The following is a 26,883-nucleotide window of genomic DNA, read 5'->3' as shown; positions in this document are numbered from 1 at the left end:
TAACGTCTATTTACTATAACGTATTATAGTAAACAGACAGAAAGGAGGATAAATTGAACCTAAGAAAAATAGAACATGAAATTGAAGAAATATTGTCTAAGGATATTCATTCATGGGTGCGTCTATACGAGCTAATAAGAGAAGTAGAATATAGTAAATTATGGCGTAATGAGTATAGTTCTTTCACACAGTGGATTAAACATTTAGCATATGTAACAGGAGTAACTGAATCTCTAATATGGAAAAGAAAAAAAGCAGGAGAAATATACTTTGACTACCAGCAACGAGCAGCAGGTAGAGGAGTTAGTGTTCCTAACATAGAGGACGTAGAAGTCAGTCCAGATAACTTTGAATTAGTAGAAAAAATTAGCCAAGGAAACAGCCAAATAAAAGATGAATTGATGCAGCATGTTTTAGCAAAAGATATTAAGAGATCTGACTTATTAAACACTTGGGCAACTATTAAAACGATACAAGCTAAAGAGGGTGGAGGAATAGTTAAAAAAAATAGATACTCTAAATTTGATAGTAGCGATGAACAAATATTCACCATATCTGATTTCTCGTTTGCATTGTCAGATAGTTCGTGGTTACAAAGTACTAATAACTCATATCATTATCATAAAGGAAAATCAGTTTATAAATTAGTTCCCGATTTCTCCTTTTATTCTTCGTTATTAATGAGACAAGTTACTTTAGATTTTTTGTTACTAGAAAACGTTTCTAATAAATATACGCAAGAATTAAATACGCATAGCATCGAAATAGTTTTTTCGGATAACAAACTTAACAATATAATTTTAAATACTAAAACTAATTATAGCTGGGTCGTTGTTCCTGAAGATATCTCACTCATTGCACTTAAACAGCTTCCTAAAGAAATAGGGTTATTAAAGATTTCATCTAAAAGAATAATACAAGTTGTTAGGAATGCAGCACTTACTAATGAAACTAGTAAATTAGATATTTTACAAGCATTCATCGTTAAAACTATATAAATTAATATCTTATATGTAGTAAAACAGCGTTTATTATACATCATCAATAATCTATCATGACGACGTACCACATTTCAAAAAGGCATTGCGTTTATTTTTTCTATAGGAAGAATAAGGGAATTTACTGGAGAAAAGCTAGATAGTAAGTGTCTTTAGATTTTTGATTGTTATATAACTTTCATGCTAAAATGCATTGAAAAAGAAGATTAATAATTAAGGGGCGGTGAATTTATTTGCTAGAAAACAAATTAGGTATTACTAACCAACTTGAATTAAACAGAGCTGAAGAGCGTGTTAGTAAAGAAAAGGCAAAACGACTATATGACTCTAGAGATATTGACAGAGCAGAAGTTGGAACATTCAAAGGGCTATCTTATATCCATAATTATTTGTTTGAAGATATTTATGAATTTGCAGGTAAAGTAAGAAGTCAAAATATTTCTAAAGGAAATTTTCGCTTTGCGCCAGTAATGTACCTAGAAATCGCTTTAGAACATATAGATAAAATGCCACAAAGAAATTTAGATGAAATTGTAGCTAAATATGTTGAAATGAACATTGCTCATCCTTTTCGTGAGGGTAATGGTAGAGCAACGAGAATATGGTTAGACTTAATTTTGAAAAAAGAATTAAAGCAAGTTGTAGACTGGAACTTAATTGATAAGGAAGACTATTTGTCTGCAATGGAAAGAAGTCCGGTTAAAGATCTAGAAATTAAATACCTAATCTCAAATGCTCTAACTGATAAAATTAATGATAGAGAAATCTTCATGAAAGGTATTGATATTAGCTATTATTATGAAGGATATACCGAATACAACGTTGATGACTTATAAATTAAAGGTTTCATTTTAAAGAAAAATTCAAGTTGTTAAGCATGCAGCACTTACCAATGAGACTAGTAGTTTATATATCTTACAAGCATTCATTGTTAAAACCGTTTAACTTAACCTCTTATATGTAATAATAAAAAACATTTATTATTTTTCATTAATGATCTATCCTGTTAATGTACCATACAACAGAAGAAGGGAATGGTTAAATGAAAATTTCAGCTAAATTATTTGTTTTAGGAATAGGCTTAACTTTTGGAGGTCTTATAACAAGTGTTCCAGCAGAAGCAAAAAATATTGTGACGAGTAACTATGAATTAGGAAGTTTTGCTCAAAATGACCCTGTCAATTATTCCTTACTAAGAAGTAAACGCAGCCTCAGTGAAACACCTCCTAGAGTGGATTTTATCGATATTTCCTCTCATAATGGAGAGATTTCTGTAGAACAATTTCAAAAGATGAAAAACATGGGAATTAAAGGCGTAGTAGTCAAACTAACCGAAGGAACAACCTATAAAAACCCGTTAGCACCTAGTCAAATTACCAATGCAAAAAAAGCAGGCCTAACTGTTTCAACATATCATTTTTCTTGGTTTGAAAATCAACAAGAAGCAATTGATCAAGCCAATTACTATGCGGATTACGCAGAAGAATTAGGGCTATCCAAAAAAAGTGTCATGGTTAATGATGCTGAAACAACGCCAATGATTAACGCAGATGCTACAAAAGTTTCTGTCTACTTTAGAGATCAATTAGCAAAACGTGGATTCAAAAACATCGTACATTATTCTAGCGCTAGTTGGTTTAACAATAATTGGATGGAATATGATGTTTTAGGTAAAGAAAACAGTTGGGTGGCAGAATGGCCGGCGAACCCAAGTGCTAATAACTTACTGCACACAGACACAACCGCTTGGCAATGGAGTAGCCAAGGCTCTTTTGATTTCATTCCTGGAATTAGTTTTGATTATAACGTAGATTACTTAGGACGCTTTACTACTAACTAAAAAAGAGCTATTCTTGTCAGAATCGCTCTTTTTTTCATGTCTAATCGACCACTGAATAGACATACCTAAAATACTTCACCAGATAAATAGACAGTCGTTTCCCGCCGACTGTCTAAGACTAAGATAGATTTGTAAAGAAGTGAATAATATGCTTCCTACAATAAAATTCTAGCATATTTAATTTTATTAAGCTAAAATTTTGCTATGATACACAGCATTGTATGGGGGAATAATCCTTTTTAATCTATATTACTTTCAATTCCATCAGCAAGAATTGCTGTAATAGGAATTAAAGTGTACTCTGAGAATGATAGGAATCATAAGAACATTAGAAATAGAAGGCAAAAGGAATCCCTAAAAATAAGGATTCCTTAGTGTGGAAAAATTTAATTATTTGTTTTTTCTATGCCTGAACATTCCTACGAAAGCAGCTAGTATCAATAAGGTAATACCTATAAACGTGATAATTAAACGGTTTTTTTCACCTGTTTTAGGTAGTGCTTTCGTTTCATTATTGCCTTCATTTCCTAATAAAATAACGTTATCCTTAGTCCTTTTTTTTGTTTCTGCTTGTTTATCAGGAGTTGATGAACTAGTTGTTTGTGTAGCAGAATATTTTTCATTAGAGTTTTTTATAGGCTTTGAAGGGTTCTTAGTGTAGATAAAGGTAATAAACTGTTCTTTATCTGTTAAAGTTCCTTTGGTAGGCACATTATCCTTAACTTCTTTGAAAGTATACCCATCAATAGAGATAGGGGTCTCATCGAATTCATCGCCAACGTTGCCAGAGATAACCTTTGACTTACTGATTTCATTACCGTTAATGTCCTGATAATAGACGGTTAAATCTTGAGCCTTGACAGGATTCTTAGTGTAGATAAAGGTAATAAACTGTTCTTTATCTGTTAAAGTTCCTTTGGTAGGCACATTATCCTTAGCTTCTTTGAAAGTATACCCATCAATAGAGATAGGGGTCTCATCGAATTCATCGCCAACGTTGCCAGAGATAACCTTTGACTTACTGATTTCATTACCGTTAATGTCCTGATAATAGACGGTTAAATCTTGAGCCTTGACAGGATTCTTAGTGTAGATAAAGGTAATAAACTGTTCTTTATCTGTAAAGATACCATATGTTTCACCAATTATACTGACAAGTTTATATCCATTAAAAATCTTTTCCTCTGCTTGCCAACTATTATCTAAATATCCACTAATAACAACATCATCTGTTATTCTATTGTTCGATTCGTCAATATATCGAACAATAACATTAGCTCCTTTAGGTTTCATCAAAACATAAGTATCTGCATCTATATATGGATTATAATATTTAGTCAATTCTTCAGAAGTCCAAGCTTTATTACCACTAGGATTTTTTAATGTTCCTGTTCCTAAATTATACCATTTTAAATCTTGACTTATTTGTGGTAAACGGACATCTTTTCCAAACCTAAATTCGTTACCTAATTTTAGAACTGAAAGTGATTTACATAAAAAAAACATAAATAGCATACTTGGATTTTGAACGGTACGAAATGTACTTAAATCTAAGCTTGTAAGTGAAGAACAACGATAAAACATCCCCGTCATATAGGTGACTTCACTAGTATTAAATCCATTAATATTTAAATTACTAAGAGAGGTGCAATCGCTAAACATATAACTCATATTGGTGACTTTAGACGTATCAAAATTACTTAGATTTAAAAATGTAATAGATTTACAACCATTAAACATGGATATCATACTAACTACTTTAGATGTATCAAAATTACTTAGATCAAGTGAAGTAAGAGAGCTGCAATTATAAAATAAAAATTCCATGTCTGTGACCATAGAAGTGTCTATGTTTTCCATTCCGATAAAATTTGTTAAATTGGTATAATCATAGAATAAATAGCTTGCATTTTTTGGAGCTTTTACATTTCCAGCAAATACAATAGTTTTAACTGCTGATCTAGGCACATTTAAACCAGGTACTAAATCAACAGATAAAATAGGAGATAATTCTCCTGAACCAATTGTAAGAACTCCATCACTATCTAAAGATATCGATGACGTTCCCCATGTCCCTGTGCTAATTTCACTAGTTTGTACCATTTCTCTTCTAACTTGAGGAGTATTTTGCCCTTCTTGGTTTCCTTCAAGCTGTTTTAATTGTGTTGGTTCATCTGATGAAGATGGTTGTGTAGTATCTAGTGCCGTTCCTTCTCCTAGTATCTCCTGACTACGTTGTAAGAAACTTTCTGTTGTACTATCCGTACTTGATACGGTAGATGTCTGAGAATTAGTTGTTTTTGTGGTATCTGTAGTTAAATCTATATCAGTTGTGTCCAGAGTGGGAACTGATATACTAGAATCGGGTGTAGGCGTTTTCGTTTCTGCAAATACGGTTATAATGGGTAACATTGTAGTAGAAAGAATGGGCCCGCACATCAAAAGATGTAGATAGATTCTCATTTTTTTACTTTTCTTTTTTTTAGTTTGCATAAAGCTTTATTTTCCTCCAAATGTTTCTGTTCTTCATCCATCTATTCTTTCATTTAAATCATATAGAGTCAAGATATGTTTTCATATCAATGGTTTTTTAATATATTTTCTATAACAAATGCATGGATATATAACATTAAGTCAAGAAACTAGATAGAAAAATAAGAAAATTACCTTTCTGCCTATACAGCTAATTTTTGTTGTTTGTTTTCGAATTCATTTGATGTTAAATAATTGAGCATACGTTTAAAAAACTCAAAAAATTAAAATCTGTTTAATAGTTAATTACACGATGTCTCATTTGCATAGTGTTTAAAATAATGTGTTCAGTTGCTTAATCTTAATTAGTTAGTTATTTTAATATCGCTGAAATTCTGTAAAATAAATGTTTTTGTGTCGCGTTTGACGTTATAATTCAACTTCTTTATTATACTTCGTATAATATATCTTATGTTAACTTAAAATTTCAAAAGACAAAAATAACATTTTTATATTTTGAAATCATGCGAAAGTCAAGTCCCTCTTATTAAATACTGTGCCTATAGATTTTAATCATAATACTATCTTTTATAGAATTATATGATTAACAAGCTAAAATTTTTTTAATAAAATGTATTAAAATGAAACAGAAATTACACTATTCCCAAGGATTTTAGGAGGAATAGAATGAGTTGTAGCATAAATTTCATGCACTCTTACTACTATTTTATCACCTTTCGTTATTTCTTTGTCTAAAGGTAATGAAAAAAGCAGTTTTCCACCTTTATTAAAAGTATCTATTTTTTTTATTTTTTTTATCACATGCTTGCACATTATCAAACGATAAAGAGTAGCTATCATTTTGGTCCAATTGCTTTGGCGTTTCGGTAAGCGTAACAGAAAATTCAATAATTGATTGGGTTGAACCATTATAAATAGATGTTTCTTTTTTTCATTACTTATAATAAGTAAAAAAAATAGAAATAAAGAGGATAAATAGCATTATCACACTAAGTATAGTATTTTTTTTCAAGTGATATCTCCTTTTTTAACATACCCTGTTAATTTTTAACTAATTGTATTTTTAAAAATAAAATAGAATTCTTTTTCAGCTATTTTTCTAACTAGGAGGCTAGTGAACATATTTGAATTCCTGTATCTGTCTACCATCTTTAATGGGCCAGGCCAAGCCAGATTTAAACCTGCACTATCTCCCAAGTAAGCTATTGGCCCTTAATCTTAAATTAATTATACATGAATTTCTCTAGCAAACAATTAGTAAGTCTATAAAAATTAAAAAAATAAGATAAAAAATCTTATACTCCTTTTTTTCCAATAAAAGGAAAAAATTTAGCAGTTCGTTCTGCATATTCTTGAAAGTCTAAACGATCTTTATATTTTTCCTCCAATAACGGAATACCAGAAACAAAAAGCAATAATAACGTAATAACAAGCGGACTTACAATCAACCAAATTTCATTTATACTACTCATAGATAAAAGGAAAATCCCCCACCAACTGGTTGCTTCACCAAAATAATTAGGATGGCGTGTTAAGGACCACAACCCTGTAGTTAATAATTTTCCCTTGTTTTCAGGATTTTTTTTGAACTTCTCTAATTGATAATCTCCTAAAAACTCAAAAATGAAACCTATCATACAGATAATTATACCTAAATATTGCCACCACTTAAAAGTAGTCTCTCTATTAAAAAATGAATGAATCACAGGTAATGCAATAATACACAGTAATATGCCTTGTAACAAAAATACATTCAGGAAAGCTTTTAAATAAACATAATGGTTCCCCCAACGTTTTCTCATGTTTACGTACCGATAATCTTCGGGTTTATTCCAATTTCTTCTTGCTAAATGCCAAATCAACCTGATCCCCCATATAGTTACTAACGCTAAAATAATTATTGACTGATTAGAATGCACTCCTGTTTTTAAATAACATGTCCATGCAACAACAATAAATCCTCCTCCCCATGCAATATCTACCAATCCATAATTTTTCTTATAATTTGAAATTACAAACCATATTAAAAAATATATTAATAACACTATTCCAATTGTTAAAAAAATCATTCGTTTTCCTTCCTCTTTATACCCGCAATTGCAATGCTACCTATACCCGCACTAATAGCTATTGCTGCAGAACTATCTATGACATCACATGGTTTACCTGTTATTATTTTAACTTTATCCGAAAGTATTTTCGCATTTTCATAAGAAGAAACATGCGCAATTGCTACTTCTTCTAATTCATGCTTTTCTACTAAACCAGAAATTATTTTTGTAATTTTGTTAATGCTATGTTTCTGGTTTAAATAAATTCCCTTTAAAACGCCCCGACCAGATTTATCTAAACTAACGATTGGAACAACTGATAGCTTCTTTAACACTCTTCCTAATTTTTGAGGTATTCTACCTGATTGAATCATCGGCTCTAAATCTGCCAAAGCAACATAAATAAATGTTTTTGAGCGAAGATTCTTCAATTTTTTAACTATAATTTCAAATTCAATATTTTTTTCAATTAGTGATACCGCCCTCTTCACTAAAAGTCCCTGAGCTACAGAATTGGTTTTGGAATCTATCAGCCTGATCCATTTTCCTGATAATCCCATTTCTTTTATTCTCTGCGCAATCAATTGATATGTTCCACTGAGTTCTGAAGAAACGGTCAAAACTAATACATGTTCATATTTATCTTCCAAAAAAGAAAGTAATGCATCCACGGATGGAATGGCAGGTTGTGCTGTACTAAGATTTTGCTTATTTACTATCTTTTCTTTAATTAATTTTGCATCCAAAGTTAGCTTATCTAAAAAAACTTGGTTATCACTTAGTATATTGATGGGTAAGCAATGTACTTGATGTTTGAGAAGATAACTACTTGGTAAATCTGCAATAGAATCAGTCACAATTGCAATAGGCGATTTTCTTTTTTTTGTAACTAAATATTGCATTAACATATCATCTACTTTTTGATAAGTAACTTCTCCAAATTCTTCTATGCTTTTTAATACATTTTTTGGTGAATTTGTATGAATATGAATTTTTGATTTCTTTTGATTGCCAATTACAATTAAAGAATCTCCTTTATATTTTAATCTTTTTCGCATATCTTCTGTTGTGATTTGCACTCCGTTTAAAATAAATTCTGCACAAAAACGATATTCTGGTTTATTCGTTATTCTATGCAATAAGTTTTTACTGACTACTGTGCTTACAAGATAATGATTCGAATCATAAAAATTTTCTGTTTTTTCACAGTACTGCTTTGTAAATCCAAAAATAAAATAATAAAATCCCTTTGCTCCAGAATCCACTAAATTATTTTTTTTCAATACAGATAATTGAAATTTTGTATCTTCAACTGCTCTCTCTGTCACTTGAAGGGCATTCACAAGCGCCTCTGAAAAAGATTTTGTTTTAAAAAACTCTTTTTCTAATGTGTCAGACCATAATCTAATAACAGAAAGAATAGTTCCTTCTTTAGGATCCATAACAGCTTCATATGCTTTTAATGATGATTCTTTAAGAGACTTCACAAAGTTACTCGTTGAATCATCAACCTTTGAATAATTTTCTGCTAAAGCATTTAAATATTGTGCAAAAATCAAACCTGAGTTTCCCCTTGCTCCAATTAAAGCAGCCTCTGAAATATCACTTAATAATCTCTGTATTGAATCAGGTTGAGGTGCTACATTATTTAATATTGAATGCATCAAAGAGGCTAAATTGCTTCCAGTATCTCCATCAGCTACTGGAAAAACATTTATTTTGTTTAACTCTTCTTTATTCTCTATAACTAATTCTGCACCGCAAAATATACTTTTCATAAGACGATATTTTTCCAACATTATCATTATATACCTAACCCTTCAAAAAAATTGAGATTTATAAAATAAACAATCCCTACTGTAGCCATAGTCACAAAGATTCCCCAGATAAGATCGATAACAGTCATTGAGACTGGCCAATTTTTTAATGTAGCTAAATTAGTTAAATCATATGTTGCATAACAAACAAAACCAAAAAAAGCGCCAGATAATAATAGATAACCTAAATGATTTCGTTCTATCCCAGGAATCAAAACAAAAACTGTTACCCCAACAACATAAATTACATAAAAAATAATTGCTGGAAATATACGCACCTCTCCCATTAAATGACCAATAAATTGTTAGTACATCCTTTTTGAAACCACCAATAATCAAAATAAATCAAAAACTAAAAATACAATTGCACTTAAAATAAAAATTTTTAAATATTGCTGTATCATATTAAATTCTCCTCACAGAAATACAAATTTACTCTTTCTAAACCCTAAATATAAAATTTTTAAAATACAAAAATTTTTACAAAATATATTTCGATAATAGATTAAACTTTCAAATAAATAATTGGGAAAAATCAACTCATTATTTCTTAACCGATAATAATAAGTTGTTTATACTATATGAATATCCATTTTTAGTACGTACTATTAAAGTTGCTTCAATAACTCGAGAAATGATTCTTACTTTCAGTGAGAAATATCTATTGTATTAACTTTTAAAAATTTTTTATTTTTGAAGAATTTTTTTACCAATCTTTATCACAAATCATAAAAGCCTTCTTTTAAAGCTCTTTCATAAAGCATTATTTACTAATTAACAACTTATCTGCTTAAAATTATACTTGCGGATTCAAAATTAATCCAATATTTGATTCCAAAGTAGAAATTTAGTAAGTCTCTTATTACTTTATTAAGAAAAAAAGGGCTCTATACTTTCTGATGTGGGTATTTTTATCAACTTCTTTTTTGATTCACAAAAAGACATCTCGAAATCCAATAGAATTAAAGTCGACTAACTATTCTAAGTAGGGATCAAGATGGCCTAAACTGAACTTATAAAATATTCTAAACCTATTGGAGTGTCTAAATAATCATATAAAAGTGTAAAAGCAGAATGCCTATGGTTTTCGTAACTTTTATACTTTCAAATTGCGGATTTTTGTCTAACAAGGACAAGCCATATAAACCAAATAAAAAAATCCAGAAGATTTTCTCCTCTGGACTCGACATGATTCTACAATTTCTCTTTACCAACATTATTTGACAAAGAGCCACAATGAGAGTAGGACAATAGTCCTTTCTCAAAAAAACTAAGTCCGATTTTGATGATTACTTTCAAAATCGGACTTGGTTTTTCATTTTTACGTCGCTTTCTCTCCGTATATTTCCCTAATTTTCTTAAATTTAATGCCATGAGCGCCAAGCCAATGTCAATCTTGGCTCCTTGTTTCCCTCGTAAGTGGAAACGTTGGAACGCCAAATGAGCCTTTAGGTGGCCAAACACTGGTTCGACATCGATTTTCCGTTTCCGATAAATCGAACCTGTTTTTTCCTCCAAAAGCTTCTTTTTACATTCGGCTTTGAAATAGCGCCATGTATTATTCACTAAAATTTGTCGGTTTTGCTCACTTTTTGCTTTCGTACATTGACTACGAACAGGACAATCTCGACAATTTTCACATTCATAAATTTCGAAGTCACTTACAAATCTGCCTTTATCTTTTCTTCGACTATATCGCTTGAAGGGAACTGCCCGCTGATTAGGACAAATATATGTATCTTTTTCTTCCAAATAGCACCAGTTATCAACCATAAAAGGATTGTTTCTATAGGTCTTTTTATTTTCTTTATGATAACTAGCATAGGTGATTAATAACATTTTATGCAAGACATCATTGATATACGTATAATTTTCTTCACTTCCATAGCCGGCATCCGCTACAATATACTCGGGTAATTCGTTGTGTTGTTCCAAAAAGCTGTCTAAAAATAGATTTAAGGTTTTTGTATCTGTTTTAGAAAAACTATTTCGCTCTTGAAAAAGGCGGTTATAGGTTTCATATCTTTGTTTTCTTGGTAAATAATCCGCTTGGATTTTGCGTAGATATTTTTTGTAGGTTCTTCTTTTTTTCTTTAATTGGCTTTGTTTTTCTTTCTTTTTTTCATTTTGTAGTTGTTCTTCTGTCTCCACTAACTCTGTTTCCAAGTGATGCGCGATCTCTTCCAATTGGTTGCTTGTCAATCTATCACTTTGGTTTTCTTCTTTTAAAGAAGGCAAGATTTCTTCTTTATAAATGGTAAAGTTGTTTGATTGATGGTATAATTTTTAAACAAAAAGCACTCGCTTCCTTTCTGATTGGGTTTCGTCACTTTAATCTTACAGGAATGAGTGCTTTTTGTGTACTTTGAAATCAAAAAAATGGGACAATAATCAGATTTTTTTCTGATTATTGTCCCATTCTCATTGTTTACATATTAGAACTTCTTATACTAAAGAGCTAAAGATTAAGGTTTTCTATGTTTCCCTTTCTTTTTGAAAGGAAACATCAATGCACCAATTCCTAGGATTGCCGCTCCTAAAGTCGCCAACAATGGACTGTTTTTCGTTCCAGTATGAGGTAAAGTATTCTCTTCTGATCCTTTTTCTTCAGGTTTAGATTGCCCTTCTTGCTCTTTCTTATTTTGAGGTTGCTCATTTTCTTTGGTTTCTTTTCCTGAACTATTCCCTTTTGTATCATGTTGGGCTTCTTTTGAAGGAGCTTCTTTGTCTTTCGTATACACATACTTCACTGTTTGGGCTTGATCTGTAAACTTACCTGTCGCTGCACCCTCTACTTTACTAAATGTGTATCCTGGAATTGTTTTTTGTTCTGACGTATAGTCATCCCCTACATTTCCTTTCAACACCACGTCTTCAGAGATTTTCGCTCCTTTGTCGTCTTCGTAGTGTACGGTGACATCCGCTCCTGCGACCGGATCTTTCGTATACACATACTTCACTGTTTGGGCTTGATCTGTAAACTTACCTGTCGCTGCACCCTCTACTTTACTAAATGTGTATCCTGGAATTGTTTTTTGTTCTGACGTATAGTCATCCCCTACATTTCCTTTCAACACCACGTCTTCAGAGATTTTCGCTCCTTTGTCGTCTTCGTAGTGTACGGTGACATCCGCTCCTGCGACCGGATCTTTCGTATACACATACTTCACTGTTTGGGCTTGATCTGTAAACTTACCTGTCGCTGCACCCTCTACTTTACTAAATGTGTATCCTGGAATTGTTTTTTGTTCTGACGTATAGTCATCCCCTACATTTCCTTTCAACACCACGTCTTCAGAGATTTTCGCTCCTTTGTCGTCTTCGTAGTGTACGGTGACATCCGCTCCTGCGACCGGATCTTTCGTATACACATACTTCACTGTTTGGGCTTGATCTGTAAACTTACCTGTCGCTGCACCCTCTACTTTACTAAATGTGTATCCTGGAATTGTTTTTTGTTCTGACGTATAGTCATCCCCTACATTTCCTTTCAACACCACGTCTTCAGAGATTTTCGCTCCTTTGTCGTCTTCGTAGTGTACGGTGACATCCGCTCCTGCGACCGGATCTTTCGTATACACATACTTCACTGTTTGGGCTTGATCTGTAAACTTACCTGTCGCTGCACCCTCTACTTTACTAAATGTGTATCCTGGAATTGTTTTTTGTTCTGACGTATAGTCATCCCCTACATTTCCTTTCAACACCACGTCTTCAGAGATTTTCGCTCCTTTGTCGTCTTCGTAGTGTACGGTGACATCCGCTCCTGCGACCGGATCTTTCGTATACACATACTTCACTGTTTGGGCTTGATCTGTAAACTTACCTGTCGCTGCACCCTCTACTTTACTAAATGTGTATCCTGGAATTGTTTTTTGTTCTGACGTATAGTCATCCCCTACATTTCCTTTCAACACCACGTCTTCAGAGATTTTCGCTCCTTTGTCGTCTTCGTAGTGTACGGTGACATCCGCTCCTGCGACCGGATCTTTCGTATACACATACTTCACTGTTTGGGCTTGATCTGTAAACTTACCTGTCGCTGCACCCTCTACTTTACTAAATGTGTATCCTGGAATTGTTTTTTGTTCTGACGTATAGTCATCCCCTACATTTCCTTTCAACACCACGTCTTCAGAGATTTTCGCTCCTTTGTCATCTTCGTAGTGTACGGTGACATCCGCTCCTGCGACCGGATCTTTCGTATACACATACTTCACTGTTTGGGCTTGATCTGTAAACTTACCTGTCGCTGCACCCTCTACTTTACTAAATGTGTATCCTGGAATTGTTTTTTGTTCTGACGTATAGTCATCCCCTACATTTCCTTTCAACACCACGTCTTCAGAGATTTTCGCTCCTTTGTCGTCTTCGTAGTGTACGGTGACATCCGCTCCTGCGACCGGATCTTTCGTATACACATACTTCACTGTTTGGGCTTGATCTGTAAACTTACCTGTCGCTGCACCCTCTACTTTACTAAATGTGTATCCTGGAATTGTTTTTTGTTCTGACGTATAGTCATCCCCTACATTTCCTTTCAACACCACGTCTTCAGAGATTTTCGCTCCTTTGTCATCTTCGTAGTGTACGGTGACATCCGCTCCTGCGACCGGATCTTTCGTATACACATACTTCACTGTTTGGGCTTGATCTGTAAACTTACCTGTCGCTGCACCCTCTACTTTACTAAATGTGTATCCTGGAATTGTTTTTTGTTCTGACGTATAGTCATCCCCTACATTTCCTTTCAACACCACGTCTTCAGAGATTTTCGCTCCTTTATCGTCTTCGTAGTGTACGGTGACATCCGCTCCTGCGACCGGATCTTTCGTATACACATACTTCACTGTTTGGGCTTGATCTGTAAACTTACCTGTCGCTGCACCCTCTACTTTACTAAATGTGTATCCTGGAATTGTTTTTTGTTCTGACGTATAGTCATCCCCTACATTTCCTTTCAACACCACGTCTTCAGAGATTTTCGCTCCTTTGTCATCTTCGTAGTGTACGGTGACATCCGCTCCTGCGACCGGATCTTTCGTATACACATACTTCACTGTTTGGGCTTGATCTGTAAACTTACCTGTCGCTGCACCCTCTACTTTACTAAATGTGTATCCTGGAATTGTTTTTTGTTCTGACGTATAGTCATCCCCTACATTTCCTTTCAACACCACGTCTTCAGAGATTTTCGCTCCTTTGTCGTCTTCGTAGTGTACGGTGACATCCGCTCCTGCGACCGGATCTTTCGTATACACATACTTCACTGTTTGGGCTTGATCTGTAAACTTACCTGTCGCTGCACCCTCTACTTTACTAAATGTGTATCCTGGAATTGTTTTTTGTTCTGACGTATAGTCATCCCCTACATTTCCTTTCAACACCACGTCTTCAGAGATTTTCGCTCCTTTGTCATCTTCGTAGTGTACGGTGACATCCGCTCCTGCGACCGGATCTTTCGTTTCCCATACATATGTTCCAGGTTTCGTTCCATCATACGTACTCATAAACTCTGTTGCAGTTAGTGACAATGGCGTTTCCGGTGCATGACCCTCTAGGTCTGACTCATACTTCCATTTACCTGAATAAGAATCATTTTCTTCTGGACTAACTAAATGTGCACTTTCCATAAATTTAAAGTTTGGTCCTAATGTAATACTTCTTAATTTATAAGCATTGTAAAACATGGCATACATAGTTGTCACTTTCGATGTGTCCCATTTACTTACGTCTAATGTAATTAAGCTATTTGCTTCGTAAAACATCGTATTCATGTCTGTTACGTTTGCTGTATTCCAGCCGCTTACATCTAATGTGGTTAAGCTACTTGCTCCGAGAAACATAGCAGACATATCTTTCACGTTTGCTGTATTCCAGCCGCTTACGTCTAATGTAGTTAAGTTACTTGCTCCGTTAAACATAGCAGTCATATCTTTCACGTTTGCTGTATTCCAGCCGCTTACGTCTAATGTAGTTAAGCTACTTGCTCCGTTAAACATCGTACCCATGTCTGTTACGTTTGCTGTATCCCAGCCGCTTACATCTAATGTGGTTAAGCTACTTGCTTTGCTAAACATAGCAGTCATATCTTTCACGTTTGCTGTATCCCAGCCGCTTACGTCTAATGTAGTTAAGCTACTTGCTCCGTTAAACATGAAACTCATACTTATTACATTTGCTGTATTCCAGCCGCTTACATCTAATGTGGTTAAGCTACTTGCTCCGCTAAACATGGCATACATAGTTGTCACTTTTGATGTGTCCCATTTACTTACGTCTAATGTAGTTAAATTCGTATCTTTGCTAAACATAGTCCTCATACTTGTCACGCTACTTACATCTAACTTATCTAACCCATTAATTTCGGTTACCTGTGGTAAATCAGAAAATAATCCATTAGAATCTTCATACGCAATAACTGTGCCTTCAAATACAATTTTTTTAATTATCTCTGCATGGTTTTTCCAAGGAACAGCATCTTCATTAAATGCTCCTGCACTAATGTGTAAGGTACCATCACCATCAAGTCTCCATGGCGCTGTACCGTAGGTTCCACTGGCAACGTCACCTTCTTTTGAGGTATCGCTCCCTTTTATTTTTACTTTTTCTTCAGTAGATGATGTCTCAATAGTTATTGTTGAAATAGAGGTAGTCGGACTTGTCATATTCTCTGATTCAGCCATACTTCTTAACGTAGGGTCTTCTTTCGATAGACTTTCTTTACTGGTTCCTTTTTCCAGTTCATTAGTATCCTCTTTCGAGCTCTCACCCAATGGGCTTAGCACCTTACTTTCAATTGCTGTCGTTTCTGTTTTTAACTTTGTTGACATACTTGTTTCATCCGTTACACCTTGCGCAGAAACAGCAACTCCCTGTCCAATAACAGGAAGCATTAATAATAATGTGCTAAACATTCTTATATGTTTATGCTTCATATTATTTTCTTCCTTTCTTTTTCTCACATTTAATTTTTTATTCTCACTACGTACTCCAAATTTCAGTTTGAGTTTCTCTTTTTTTTATAAACAATAACATCCTCAAATAACAAAGATTTCAACTCATCATAAACTTGAGGGCTCATATTTTTTTTATTGTTCTCAATAAATTCAGTTGCTTCCTTATCTTTTCCTTTGTATAACAAAGAATTCATGCAATTGCGTAATCCCATTTCAGCAAATTTTTCTTCATTTCCAGTAATTCTTCTCATAACACTACTTCTCTTTTTTTTGATTCTCTATATAAATAGAGCGGATCACCAGAAATACAGGAATTTTACTTAATAAGAAAAAAATGCTAACAAGAATTACAACTAATACACTAACAATATGATGTATGTCAGCATTATTGACATTAAATATACTGAACGCAAAGAAAACTAAATATATAACTGACCAGCATAGATTGACATAATAGGGAACAACATTCGGTATTTTCCCTAACTTTATTGTTTTATGCGCTAAATAGAATAAAATAATAAAACCTAAAGAGAAAACGATATCAATAATAGTAATAGCATTATCAAACAGAGGACTTCCAGTAGTTACTTGAACCATACTCTCTGTATTTACATCTCTTATATCTTTCACAAAACTTATGATTGAAAACATCGTTGTAATAACTGTTAAAACCAATGCTAAACTATTCCATAATTCTAATTTCGTTTTTCTTTTTGAATATTCATTCATCTTAATCAATCCTTTCTTTTCTACCTTAAATACATAATAAAATTATCAAAATAACAATAGCTACACTCAAACTAATGATTAGGCTATCACTATTAACTATCTTCCTAGTTTTATGAAAAGATTTTTTTAATTTCAAAGCTTGTTTAACATCAATATCAAAATCTTCGTGTAAATTCCATTTGTAAGAACCATTATTTATTTCTGCTTCTAATGAATAACTACCTTCACCAAGCTCTCTAGGAGAATTTATCGGAATAGAAAACAACGATTTAGGAACAATATCTATTTTTTTATATTGTTTCAATACTTCTTTTCCATTTTTATCCTTCAATTGCATGCTAACAACAACGTCTTTCAGCAAATGCGAAGAATTATTTTTAAAATCTGCATATAAAGTATACACATCTCTTCTGGCTTTTCTAACATTGATTGTTTGCAATTTTATATTAGCTACCTTTTTTTCTTCCTCACCTCCTTGCACAGACACAGGGATATCATAAACCAAAGAATTCTTTTGTCCTCCTATGTATGCCTCAGAAATATGAATTCCTGCAAGTGAATCACCAACAAAATTTTGATTTGGCAATTGAAGACTACCTTCAAGAACTTTACTCGAATACTTTGCTACTTTTATTTTTTTAGGCAACTGGATAAGTGAAATCAATTTATTTTCCTCTGTATTTTTTGCAGGAGTCTTATATTCAATTTTTCCCTCGTCATTTGTACATACAGTATTTAGTTGAATAACATATTCTTGTTCCTTATCTGTATAATTAACTATTTCTAATTGAATGTTTTCTTTTTTTCCTGGCGTCCAAACAAAAGAAAACATATCTTTCCTTTTGCCCCGTTGTTCTCCTTCAAACTTCGGTATTACAGCATAATTTGCTTTAACACTTGAAGCATATACATTATGAACAGTAAACATACTTATAATACCCATTACAGCTATGCTAAGACATAATCTCCATTTTGCTTTTAACATTTCTTGCCCCCCAAAAAAATCACTTGATAAAAAGACAGTCTTGATACATATACTACAATATTGAAATAACTTATACCCGGATAAAAAAGTGTTCCTCAAGCACTTTTTTATAATTAAAGCTTTTCATAATTATTTGAATTAGATATATACTTGTCAAGGGCCGCATAAAAATATAGGTTTATGGACATTGAAAATGTAGGTATTTTGTCTTCTTTTTACTTAATTTATTTTCCTTTTGTCTCACTATAGCTTTTCATTCGATATGAAGGGCCAGTAATTTGTATGATTTTAGAATGATGGACCAGCCGGTCCAATAGAGCATTGGTTAAATTTTTATTCCCAAATATTTCTGACCATTGTGAAAGTGGAATATTCGTTGATTTTCGTTTATAGCGCATATTAATTAATTGAAAAAGTAAGTGGGATCCTTCTTTTGAAAAAGGAAGTAACCTACTTCATCAATAATTAAAACAGAATATCCTGCATATTTTTTAAGCACCGTATCACTGGTTCCACGCTTATATGTTCGAATAAGACTATTGACAAGTTCTGTAGTCACAATTGTATTGCTTGGCTAGGGAAGCATAGTTTGGTTGAATATCGGTCATAATGTGTCGTAAGACTCCTTCTAAGACATCTTTTCGCATGAGTCACTCTCCTTGAATGTTTTCATGAAAAAGAATATCAGATTTTTAATTCAACCTACATTTTCGATGGTCCATTTCCTACATTTTATCGTGGCCCTTTACATATACTAATAGAGTAGACAAATTTATTAATGTTATACTGTCTATAAGTAGACACAAAAATGAAAGGAAGAATTTTTATGTCCAATTACAAAAAATACGACGAAGACTTTAAAAAATCTTTAAAGGATCATTATAAAATGCTTCAAGCGGAAAACGCCTTATGAATTTTTTACGATAAAATGTTGCACTTAATTTTACAATTAGATTTTGTATTATTTTAGATCTTTTTTCTAGGAAAGTGATTTCTTGGGATGTCTACAATAAAATGACGGTTAGTCTCGTTTGTGATACTTCAGAAAAAACTGTTAGTAAAAGAAAATCAACAGCTGCAAGAAAAATTAGCAATTGTTCTATCCTACTCAAAATCAGCTTATCCATGCATGATATAATACTGTAATTGACTCTTTCTTTAAATGGATGAAACATAAACAATTGAAACGTCATACGTTCTCTTCGTTAGAAGAGGTCAAACTTAATTTTTTTAAATATATCGAAAGTTTTTACAATACTAGAAAACCTAATTCAACAATTGATATGCTTTCTCCAAATATAAAAGAAGAAATTTATTCAGCTCTATACTTTTTGATGTTATTATTTTCACCAACATCTTTCTTGATCCACAAAATAGACACCTCGAAATCCTGTAGAATTAAAGTCGCTTAACCCATTCTAATTAGAAAACAAGATGTCCTATACTGAACTTATCAAACAACCTTTATTCACTACCATAATTTGACTTAATACGGCTGCCAAGCCCCTACTTACGTCTTTAAAGATTTTTGCTCCTTTTTTCCTCTTCGTAACGGACTGTTACATCAGCGCCTGCTACTGAAGTTGCTTATTTCATCTCCCATGAATATGTTCCAGGTTTCGTTCCATCATACGTACTCATAAACTCTTTTGCAGTTAGTGACAATGGCGTTTCCGGTGCATGACCCTCTAGGTCTGACTCATACTTCCATTTGCCTGTATAAGAATCATTTTCTTCTGGACTAACTAAATGTGCACTTTCCATAAATTTAAAGTTTGGTCCTAATGTAATACTTCTTAATTTATAAGCATTGTAAAACATGGCATACATAGTTGTCACTTTCGATGTGTCCCATTTACTTACGTCTAATGTAATTAAACTACTTGCTCCGTAAAACATCGTATTCATGTCTGTTACGTTTGCTGTATTCCAGCCGCTTACATCTAATGTGGTTAAGCTACTTGCTCCGAGAAACATAGCAGTCATATCTTTCACGTTTGCTGTATTCCAGCCGCTTACATCTAATGTAGTTAAGCTATTTACTTTATCAAACATGAAACTCATACTTATTACATTTGCTGTATTCCAGCCGCTTACATCTAATGTGGTTAAGCTACTTGCTCCGTTAAACATGGCATACATAGTTGTCACTTTTGATGTGTTCCATTTACTTACGTCTAATGTAGTTAAGCTACTTGCTCCTTTAAACATCGTATTCATGTCTGTTACGTTTGCTGTATTCCAGCCGCTTACATCTAATGTGGTTAAGCTACTTGCTCCGAGAAACATAGCAGTCATATCTTTCACGTTTGCTGTATTCCAGCCGCTTACATCTAATGTAGTTAAGCTATTTGCTTTATCAAACATGAAACTCATACTTATTACATTTGCTGTATTCCAGCCGCTTACATCTAATGTGGTTAAGCTACTTGCTCCGCTAAACATGGCATACATAGTTGTCACTTTTGATGTGTCCCATTTACTTACGTCTAATGTAGTTAAATTCGTATCTTTGCTAAACATAGCCCTCATACTTGTCACGCTACTTACATCTAACTTATCTAACCCATTAATTTCGGTTACCTGTGGTAAATCAGAAAATAATCCATTAGAATCTTCATACGCAATAACTGTGCCTTCAAATACAATTTTTTTAATTATCTCTGCATGGTTTTTCCAAGGAACAGCATCTTCATTAAATGCTCCTGCACTAATGTGTAAGGTACCATCACCATCAAGTCTCCATGGCGCTGTACCGTAGACACCTGAATCAATATCATCTGGGGCTGAAGGAACTTCTTTATCTTTCATATACACATACTTCACTGTTTGCGCTGTATCTGTAAACTTACCTGTCGCTGCACCCTCTACTTTACTAAATGTGTATCCTGGAAGTGCTTTTTGTTCTGACGTATAGTCATCTCCTACATTGCCTTTCAACACCACGTCTTCAGAGATTTTCGATCCTTTGTCGTCTTCGTAGTATACGGTGACATCCGCTCCTGCGACTGGATCTTTCGTTTCCCATACATATGTTCCAGGTTTCGTTTCATAATGCGTACTCATCAACTCTTCTGTAGTTAGTGACAATGGCGTTTCCGGTGCATGGCCCTCTAGGTCTGACTCATACTTCCATTTGCCTGTATAAGAATCATTTTCGTTTGGACCAACTAAATTTACATCTCTCCTAAATTTAGAGTTTGGTCCTAAGGTAATACTTCTCATGTTACTAGCAAACAACATACTTTCTAGGCGTGTTACGCTTACTGTATTCCAGTTTCTTACATCTAATGTAGTTAAGCTATTATCATAACGAAACATAGCAGTCATATTTTCCACGTTTGCTGTGTACCATTTACTTACGTCTAATGTAGTTAAGCGAGTTGCGTTGTCAAACATGAAACTCATATCTTTAACGTTTGCTGTATTCCATTCGCTTACATCTAATGTAGTTAAGCTACTTGCACATTGAAACATAGTATTCATATCCGTCACTTTTGATGTGTCCCATTTACTTACATCTAATGTAGTTAAGTTCCTATCTCCACTAAACATATCCCTCATACTTGTCACTCTACTTACATCTAACTTATCTAACCCATCAATTTCGGTTAATCGTGGTAAATCAGAAAATAATCCATTAGAATTCTCACACGCAATAACTGTGCCTTCAAATACAATTTTTTCAATTAGATCTGCACGCTCTTTCCAAGGTGCTGAATCTTCATCAAATTCTCCGGCTCTAATGTGTAAGACGCCCTCAAAATCAAGCATCCATGGTGCTGTTCCATATGTTCCATAATCAATTTCACCATCTCTTAGGAGTTTTGGAGGTTTTAGTTCTTCTTCAGTAGATAATGTACCAGTAATCATTTTGGAACTAGAGGTAATCGGGCTTGTCACATTCTCTAATTCAGCTACACTGCCTAATGTAGCGTCTGCTTTCGGTAGACTTTCTTCACTGACTCCATTTGCCAGTTCCTGAGGAGCCTCTTTCGAGCTCTCCCCTAAGGGGCTTAATACCTTATTTTCTATTACTGTCGTGTCTGTTATTACGTTTGTTGTTTCATCTGTTGTGCCTTGCGCAGAAACAGAAACTCCCTGTCCCACAACAGGAGCCATTAATAATAATGTGCTAAATATGCTTATATATTTATGCTTCATATTGTTTTCTTTCTTCCTTTCTCTCTCTCATTTAATTATCACTCAATACAACATAACAAAATTTTTTCTTTTAGCGTGTTCCCAAAGAACAACCGATGACAAATTACGTTAGTCGTTTCTTTTACTTTGCTTTCTCCGTTTTAATCGATTAATTTGACGATAAAATGTTCCTGTATATATCTGATTTGTTTCAATAATCTCTTTGATTGAATAATCCCCACTTTTGTACATTAGAACTAAAATATGGATATATACTAATAAATTAGACAGATTTATAAGCTGTAACTGAGTCTTTCTTCAAATGGATGAAACATGAAGAAAGACTCAGTTTCTCTTCCTTGGAAGAGGTCAAGCTTGTTTCAAATATATTGAAGGATTTTATAATCCTAGAAGACCTCATTCAGCCATTGATATGCTTTCTCCAAATCTAAAAGAAAAAATTTATTGGCAATCCCACTAAAAATATTCTCTTTTTCTGTCTACTTTATTGACATTTATCCAGTATTCATATTCTCTTTTAGAGAACCAAATTGAATTTGATTTCGATCCAATTCCTGAATCAAGTTTAAAATGCCCAAAGTGTTCCGTCCAAATCTAGAAATGCTTTCTACTTCAACAATTTCTCATTTTCGAATCGTCTGTAATAAGTTTGTAGGAACGTACCACAAAGCAATTATTATTTAATGTGCATACTATTCTTCACTACCCATAAATTTACTTGATATCGCTGCCAATCCCCCACCTATTAAAGGTGCAGTTAAATATACCCAATAGTGCTCTAACGATGCGCCTCCAGCAAAAAAAGCTGGTCCAAAACTACGCGCAGGATTTAAGGATCCTCCTGTTACATTTAATGCAACAACAATTAAAATTGATAACGATAGTCCGATGGATAATGGAAACAACCACTGGTTACTATTTTTTTCGCTTGTAGTCATTAAAACAATAAATACAAACAAAAATGTTATAAGAACTTCAAAAATAAAAGCTAAGTCTATACCTACTGAAGAAAAATCAGTTTGACCAAATTCACCATCTGGCAACCCTAAAGCTTTAATAAATATAGATAAAATACCTGAAGCAAAAAATGAACCTAAAAATTGCGATAAGACATATAGAAGTCCATCTTTTATGCTCAAACGTTTATTAATTACCATAGCCAAAGAAACCGCAGGATTAAAATGTCCACCAGAAATATTTCCAACTGCGCATATCATAATCGTTACTGCTAAACCGAACGATAACCCAATACTTAAATATCCAATTCTCAATCCTTCTGAACCAGCAATAACTACTGTACCTGTCCCCATAAACACTAATACAAATGTTCCAATAAACTCTGATAAATATTTTTTCAAAATAAACCACTCCTAATGTCCAATATAAATTTTCATACGGTATAACTAAAACAATATATTAATCTACTATATTCCTCCTCTTATTGAAATTAAATTGCTAAGTAAATAACTCAGCATACTGTGATTCAATTTATAATAAGCAGATACACGACATACATCTCTTTGAAGTTGAATCTCTTATATTTAATGATACATATTCTCAATAGTTAAAAATAAATAAACTGAAGAAAATATTGTACATGGATATTTAATATATAAGAATATATGGTCTCAAATAAGAGAATCCCCACTATCTGACAGATTAAAAAAAATAATTAAATGAAAATTCAAAAAAGGCTCTAACACACAAGTCTAATGCAACAGTGAGCATTCTAAATCTAAAATAACTTCCTTAAAGTTATCTATAAATCTAAACTCTAATACATTAAAATTTGCATTTTGATAACACTAGTCTCCTATAGGCTTTGAAATATTATTTTCATTAAAACTCCAACGAATCTTTATATTGCCTTATTAAATAAAATATATTTTACTTAGACAATCCAACAATATCATCACTTTAAAAAAAAAAAAGTTCCTAGAGAACATCGTCGCTATTTTTCTACGTTCTATACAAAACAAGCAAACTAATAATCAAAAACATGAATTCATAAAATTAAATAGCAAATATGCGAAAATAGTGTTTAATTTTCACTATTTAAATAATTATACAATTAGTATTTACATAGGCCATATATGTTACTAGCACAAATAGAATAACAAATCATCGGAATACTAATAAAGAAAATAACGATAGAAAAACAAACCACGGGTTTTCGCAATTTTTAATAATTTTAAATTGCGGATTTTTGTTCAACAAGAGCAAGCAATATTAAACAAAAAAGCCAAAGGAGTTTCTCCTCTGGACTTGATGCTATCCTACATTTTTTCTTTACAAATATTATTTTACAAAGAATGCTCTTTTGAAAGTTGCTCAATTTTATCTTGCTAACATAAAGCCAGAGACCTATAAAAAAATCATGGTTCGTAAAACAGAAGTTCTAAAAAATTCAATAGCACTAAAATTATAGCTTTATTCTTCGTTAAAAATAAAATATATACCTTCCAAAATTCCAAGTCAATAAAAACGGTACCAGTGTTGATTCCTAGAAGTGGTGTTAGTATCAAATCTTAGACACCTTTTCGTAGAGATAAAAATAAATTAAACTTATCTATGAGAGGATGGATTTTACGACCCAATATGAAGAAAATTTTAAACAGATGATTGTTGAGCCGAGTCAAACTGGACGTTCTGTTCGAGGATTGATGAAAGAATATGGCTTATCTGAAGCAACGATTTACAAATGGAAAAATTTATACTTACCAAATCAGTCCACAGGACTGATCGGAAAGAAGCAGCTGAATTGAAAAAAGAAAATACTCGTTTGAAAGAGGAACTTGAAATATTAAAAAAAGCCGCAGCCATATTCTCTCGAAAGACCTAAAGTCGCTTGTTCGATTCATTGAAAAATGGTTTAAGGATTACACTGTTTCTTTGTTGTGTCGGTTATTAAAAATTCCTAGAAGTGTCTACTATTTTTATAAAAATAAATCGTTAACAGCTACAGAAGTCAGAAATAGCCAATTGAAAAAGAAGATTCCAATAATCTTTTTTAACAATAAAAAGAGATATGGTGCAACAAAAATCCATCAAGTGTTGTTAAAAGAAGGGATCTCAGTATCTCTTAAGCATGTACAAAAACTGATGAAATAATTAACTCTAAGGTCAATTGTGGTTAATAAATACAGACCTCAACGGTCTGTTCAACCGGTTGTTTTAAAAGAGAATATCTTAAATCAGGACTTCTCTACTAAAGCATCTGTGAAAAATGGGTAGCTGATATCACTTATATTCCGACTAAGAAAAATGGTTGGTATTATATATATTCGATTATAGATTTACACACGAAAAAGATTATTAGCTATACATTTCCTAAACGAATGACTATCGATTGTGTCTTACACACATTCAATCAAGCAAAGCAACGGTACCACATCCCAAAAGGAATGATTTTATACACTGATGTAGGTAGTCAATATACCGCAATCGAAGTGGAAAATTGGCTTGAAAACAATAAAATAAGGCGTTCCTATAGTCGCAAAGGAACACCATATGATAATGCAAGAATTGAATCCTACCATGCGTCATTGAAAAAAAAAAAGTATACGCGACGACTTACTCAGACTTAGAAGAAGCGAATAGATCCCTATTTAGCTACATTGAAGGATTTTATAATCGTAATCGAATCCATAGTTCGATTTATTACTTAACTCCACAGGAGTTTGAAGATTTAGAAACAGAGAAAATGGCTTAGCGGCCTCTACTAAAATGTGTCCAAGATATTGACTCAAATCCAAAGAATAAACATTTGTACCAGTATTAACAATATGATTAATACCTTCAGTAACATCATTTTTTAATACCAATTGTAAAATGTATGATAGAGTTCAAATTTACATTATCAGTGGTATCGAACCAAATTTTACCCGCTTAGCGAAATAATTTGACTGTAATTCAAAAACAGTGAAAAGGTATTATGAAAATGAATATCAAATATAGTTACTTTCTAAAGATACTTTATTAGCAATCTTCAAAAAAATAATTCGGCGTAACAGAAAACAACTTTTCTTTATCTTGAATATATAACATTTTATAAGCTAAAGACACCACTCCGTCCATCGCTAACTTTTGTAAACACCTAGTCGCATATGATCTTGACACTGCTGCAAAAGAAGCTATCAATTCATGGTTTACATATACAGGAAGATAATATCTTTCATCACATTTTACTCCTAATTTATGTGTTAATAAGATTAATGCATAATTAATTCTTTCTGATCCATTTGACGACATTACTTGCCAGCCCATTGAAAGCATTAATAAATAATATGATAAGCTACTACCGAATATATTGTAAACTTCTGCTTCATTTTTATCCAACTCTCTCTTTGGCAAAATTGTAATTTCTGCATCTTCCAGAACTTGAATTTCCCAATTTTGAGGAGTATTATAAAAAAAAGCAGTTATTCCTAGTATCTCTCCCTCACTGGTTATATTTACAGATCGTCGATTCCCTTGATAATCATAATAAGAACTTATAAGTACACCTTTTTTCACGTAATATAAATATTCAGGAAGAATAAATCTACTAATCCGTTCTTTTCCTTTATAATTAACTTGTCTAAAAGATTTTACATCATAGTTCTTTTCTAAAAAATTCAAAAATTTTAAATTGTTTTCTCTGTATGATTTTTCTAGCTCTTCTAAATGAAATCTTTTCATGTTTTTATTCCTCCTCATATGATACTTTTCATAAGCCACAATCTATAATTCACATTTTATATATAAAAAAATATAAATCAACTCATATGCTTATCATCAAAATTCCAAAAAAATAAAAGAAAAATCTAATCTTTTTAGTAATGTAAATTTGTACTAAAAAGTTATTG

The 26,883-nt window shown here is 32.8% G+C and carries 20 protein-coding genes and 3 pseudogenes; 9 read left to right on the top strand and 14 right to left on the bottom strand.

Annotation, left to right across the window (positions count from 1 at the left end):
• Positions 1-53 precede the first annotated feature (53 nt).
• The 3 genes from IGJ41_RS13935 (at position 54) to IGJ41_RS13925 (ending at position 2,838) form a co-directional block, all read left to right on the top strand.
• Positions 54-998 (top strand): hypothetical protein, encoded by a 945-nt coding sequence (locus tag IGJ41_RS13935; RefSeq protein ID WP_438714735.1) that lies wholly within the window; start codon positions 54-56, stop codon positions 996-998.
• A 233-nt stretch (positions 999-1,231) separates the two neighbouring features.
• The gene (gene fic / locus IGJ41_RS13930) at positions 1,232-1,834 is read left to right on the top strand and encodes a protein adenylyltransferase Fic (protein WP_438714733.1); all 603 of its coding nucleotides are present in this window, start codon (positions 1,232-1,234) and stop codon (positions 1,832-1,834) included.
• 206 nt (positions 1,835-2,040) lie between these two features.
• On the top strand, positions 2,041-2,838 hold the full coding sequence (locus IGJ41_RS13925; protein WP_438714731.1) for a GH25 family lysozyme: 798 nt from the start codon (positions 2,041-2,043) through the stop codon (positions 2,836-2,838).
• Between the two features lie 390 nt (positions 2,839-3,228).
• On the opposite strand, the gene IGJ41_RS13920 is transcribed toward IGJ41_RS13925, so the two are convergent.
• From IGJ41_RS13920 to IGJ41_RS13905, 4 genes are all read right to left on the bottom strand, one after another.
• Positions 3,229-5,331 carry a MucBP domain-containing protein gene (locus tag IGJ41_RS13920; protein WP_438714729.1) on the bottom strand — a complete coding sequence of 701 codons (2,103 nt, stop codon included), beginning with the start codon at positions 5,329-5,331 and terminating at the stop codon, positions 3,229-3,231.
• 1,295 nt (positions 5,332-6,626) lie between these two features.
• Entirely contained in the window at positions 6,627-7,400 is a 774-nt protein-coding gene (locus IGJ41_RS13915) for a DUF1295 domain-containing protein (RefSeq protein WP_438714727.1), read from the bottom strand.
• On the bottom strand, positions 7,397-9,187 hold the full coding sequence (locus tag IGJ41_RS13910) for a DegV family protein (protein ID WP_438714725.1): 1,791 nt from the start codon (positions 9,185-9,187) through the stop codon (positions 7,397-7,399). Before IGJ41_RS13910 ends, IGJ41_RS13915 begins: the two co-directional genes overlap by 4 nt.
• Positions 9,187-9,486 (bottom strand): DUF2177 family protein, encoded by a 300-nt coding sequence (locus IGJ41_RS13905; protein ID WP_438714723.1) that lies wholly within the window; start codon positions 9,484-9,486, stop codon positions 9,187-9,189. Before IGJ41_RS13905 ends, IGJ41_RS13910 begins: the two co-directional genes overlap by 1 nt.
• Positions 9,487-10,233: 747 nt before the next feature.
• On the opposite strand from IGJ41_RS13905, the pseudogene IGJ41_RS13900 reads away from it, so the two are divergent.
• A pseudogene (locus IGJ41_RS13900) lies at positions 10,234-10,326 on the top strand (transposase); the annotation flags it as partial.
• 111 nt (positions 10,327-10,437) lie between these two features.
• Here the strand turns inward: IGJ41_RS13900 and IGJ41_RS13895 are convergent.
• From IGJ41_RS13895 to IGJ41_RS13870, 6 genes and pseudogenes are all read right to left on the bottom strand, one after another.
• Positions 10,438-11,458, bottom strand: a pseudogene (locus IGJ41_RS13895) (transposase); the annotation flags it as partial.
• 206 nt (positions 11,459-11,664) lie between these two features.
• The gene (locus IGJ41_RS13890; RefSeq protein WP_438714721.1) at positions 11,665-16,137 is read right to left on the bottom strand and encodes a MucBP domain-containing protein; all 4,473 of its coding nucleotides are present in this window, start codon (positions 16,135-16,137) and stop codon (positions 11,665-11,667) included.
• 62 nt (positions 16,138-16,199) lie between these two features.
• Entirely contained in the window at positions 16,200-16,409 is a 210-nt protein-coding gene (locus IGJ41_RS13885; RefSeq protein WP_438714719.1) for a hypothetical protein, read from the bottom strand.
• 4 nt (positions 16,410-16,413) lie between these two features.
• Entirely contained in the window at positions 16,414-16,887 is a 474-nt protein-coding gene (locus tag IGJ41_RS13880; RefSeq protein WP_438714717.1) for a hypothetical protein, read from the bottom strand.
• Positions 16,888-16,912: 25 nt separating this feature from the next.
• Positions 16,913-17,872 (bottom strand): WxL protein peptidoglycan domain-containing protein, encoded by a 960-nt coding sequence (locus IGJ41_RS13875; RefSeq protein WP_438714715.1) that lies wholly within the window; start codon positions 17,870-17,872, stop codon positions 16,913-16,915.
• Between the two features lie 224 nt (positions 17,873-18,096).
• Positions 18,097-18,431, bottom strand: a pseudogene (locus tag IGJ41_RS13870) (ATP-binding protein); the annotation flags it as partial.
• A 586-nt stretch (positions 18,432-19,017) separates the two neighbouring features.
• Here IGJ41_RS13870 and IGJ41_RS13865 point away from each other — a divergent pair.
• The gene (locus IGJ41_RS13865) at positions 19,018-19,284 is read left to right on the top strand and encodes an IS3 family transposase (RefSeq protein ID WP_438714808.1); all 267 of its coding nucleotides are present in this window, start codon (positions 19,018-19,020) and stop codon (positions 19,282-19,284) included.
• 175 nt (positions 19,285-19,459) lie between these two features.
• Here IGJ41_RS13865 and IGJ41_RS13860 read toward each other — a convergent pair whose 3' ends face one another.
• The 3 genes from IGJ41_RS13860 to IGJ41_RS13850 all read right to left on the bottom strand — a co-directional run bounded on the left by IGJ41_RS13860 (position 19,460) and on the right by IGJ41_RS13850 (position 23,394).
• Complete coding sequence (locus IGJ41_RS13860; RefSeq protein ID WP_438714713.1) at positions 19,460-22,036, bottom strand: BspA family leucine-rich repeat surface protein; 2,577 nt, start codon at positions 22,034-22,036, stop codon at positions 19,460-19,462.
• 494 nt (positions 22,037-22,530) lie between these two features.
• Positions 22,531-22,656 (bottom strand): recombinase family protein, encoded by a 126-nt coding sequence (locus IGJ41_RS13855; RefSeq protein WP_438714806.1) that lies wholly within the window; start codon positions 22,654-22,656, stop codon positions 22,531-22,533.
• A 72-nt stretch (positions 22,657-22,728) separates the two neighbouring features.
• On the bottom strand, positions 22,729-23,394 hold the full coding sequence (locus IGJ41_RS13850) for an MIP/aquaporin family protein (protein ID WP_438714711.1): 666 nt from the start codon (positions 23,392-23,394) through the stop codon (positions 22,729-22,731).
• Positions 23,395-24,615: 1,221 nt separating this feature from the next.
• Here IGJ41_RS13850 and IGJ41_RS13845 point away from each other — a divergent pair.
• The 4 genes from IGJ41_RS13845 to IGJ41_RS13830 all read left to right on the top strand — a co-directional run bounded on the left by IGJ41_RS13845 (position 24,616) and on the right by IGJ41_RS13830 (position 25,748).
• Positions 24,616-24,801, top strand: coding sequence for a transposase (locus tag IGJ41_RS13845; protein ID WP_438714709.1), 186 nt, complete (start codon positions 24,616-24,618; stop codon positions 24,799-24,801).
• Between the two features lie 127 nt (positions 24,802-24,928).
• Positions 24,929-25,147 carry an IS3 family transposase gene (locus tag IGJ41_RS13840; protein WP_438714707.1) on the top strand — a complete coding sequence of 73 codons (219 nt, stop codon included), beginning with the start codon at positions 24,929-24,931 and terminating at the stop codon, positions 25,145-25,147.
• 104 nt (positions 25,148-25,251) lie between these two features.
• Entirely contained in the window at positions 25,252-25,623 is a 372-nt protein-coding gene (locus IGJ41_RS13835; RefSeq protein ID WP_438714804.1) for a transposase, read from the top strand.
• Positions 25,566-25,748 carry an IS3 family transposase gene (locus IGJ41_RS13830; protein WP_438714802.1) on the top strand — a complete coding sequence of 61 codons (183 nt, stop codon included), beginning with the start codon at positions 25,566-25,568 and terminating at the stop codon, positions 25,746-25,748. The genes IGJ41_RS13835 and IGJ41_RS13830 overlap by 58 nt, the downstream gene beginning before the upstream one ends.
• 266 nt (positions 25,749-26,014) lie before the next feature.
• Here IGJ41_RS13830 and IGJ41_RS13825 read toward each other — a convergent pair whose 3' ends face one another.
• Complete coding sequence (locus IGJ41_RS13825) at positions 26,015-26,716, bottom strand: Crp/Fnr family transcriptional regulator (protein ID WP_438714705.1); 702 nt, start codon at positions 26,714-26,716, stop codon at positions 26,015-26,017.
• Positions 26,717-26,883: the final 167 nt, after the last annotated feature.

The organism is Enterococcus sp. DIV1537a (genome assembly GCF_051712085.1).
Taxonomy (GTDB): domain Bacteria; phylum Bacillota; class Bacilli; order Lactobacillales; family Enterococcaceae; genus Enterococcus; species Enterococcus faecalis.
Note: the sequence above shows the minus strand (reverse complement) of the source record. Positions and strands in the feature narration are given on the sequence as shown.

What these genes read in the sequence shown, in the direction of transcription:
- IGJ41_RS13925 (WP_438714731.1), top strand. Translation starts at nt 2,041, where the DNA reads ATGAAAATTTCAGCTAAATTATTTGTTTTAGGAATAGGCTTAACTTTT.
- IGJ41_RS13920 (WP_438714729.1), bottom strand. Translation starts at nt 5,331, where the DNA reads ATGCAAACTAAAAAAAAGAAAAGTAAAAAAATGAGAATCTATCTACAT.
- IGJ41_RS13915 (WP_438714727.1), bottom strand. Translation starts at nt 7,400, where the DNA reads ATGATTTTTTTAACAATTGGAATAGTGTTATTAATATATTTTTTAATA.
- IGJ41_RS13910 (WP_438714725.1), bottom strand. Translation starts at nt 9,187, where the DNA reads ATGATAATGTTGGAAAAATATCGTCTTATGAAAAGTATATTTTGCGGT.
- IGJ41_RS13905 (WP_438714723.1), bottom strand. Translation starts at nt 9,486, where the DNA reads ATGGGAGAGGTGCGTATATTTCCAGCAATTATTTTTTATGTAATTTAT.
- IGJ41_RS13890 (WP_438714721.1), bottom strand. Translation starts at nt 16,137, where the DNA reads ATGAAGCATAAACATATAAGAATGTTTAGCACATTATTATTAATGCTT.
- IGJ41_RS13885 (WP_438714719.1), bottom strand. Translation starts at nt 16,409, where the DNA reads ATGAGAAGAATTACTGGAAATGAAGAAAAATTTGCTGAAATGGGATTA.
- IGJ41_RS13880 (WP_438714717.1), bottom strand. Translation starts at nt 16,887, where the DNA reads ATGAATGAATATTCAAAAAGAAAAACGAAATTAGAATTATGGAATAGT.
- IGJ41_RS13875 (WP_438714715.1), bottom strand. Translation starts at nt 17,872, where the DNA reads ATGTTAAAAGCAAAATGGAGATTATGTCTTAGCATAGCTGTAATGGGT.
- IGJ41_RS13860 (WP_438714713.1), bottom strand. Translation starts at nt 22,036, where the DNA reads ATGAAGCATAAATATATAAGCATATTTAGCACATTATTATTAATGGCT.
- IGJ41_RS13845 (WP_438714709.1), top strand. Translation starts at nt 24,616, where the DNA reads ATGGATTTTACGACCCAATATGAAGAAAATTTTAAACAGATGATTGTT.
- IGJ41_RS13825 (WP_438714705.1), bottom strand. Translation starts at nt 26,716, where the DNA reads ATGAAAAGATTTCATTTAGAAGAGCTAGAAAAATCATACAGAGAAAAC.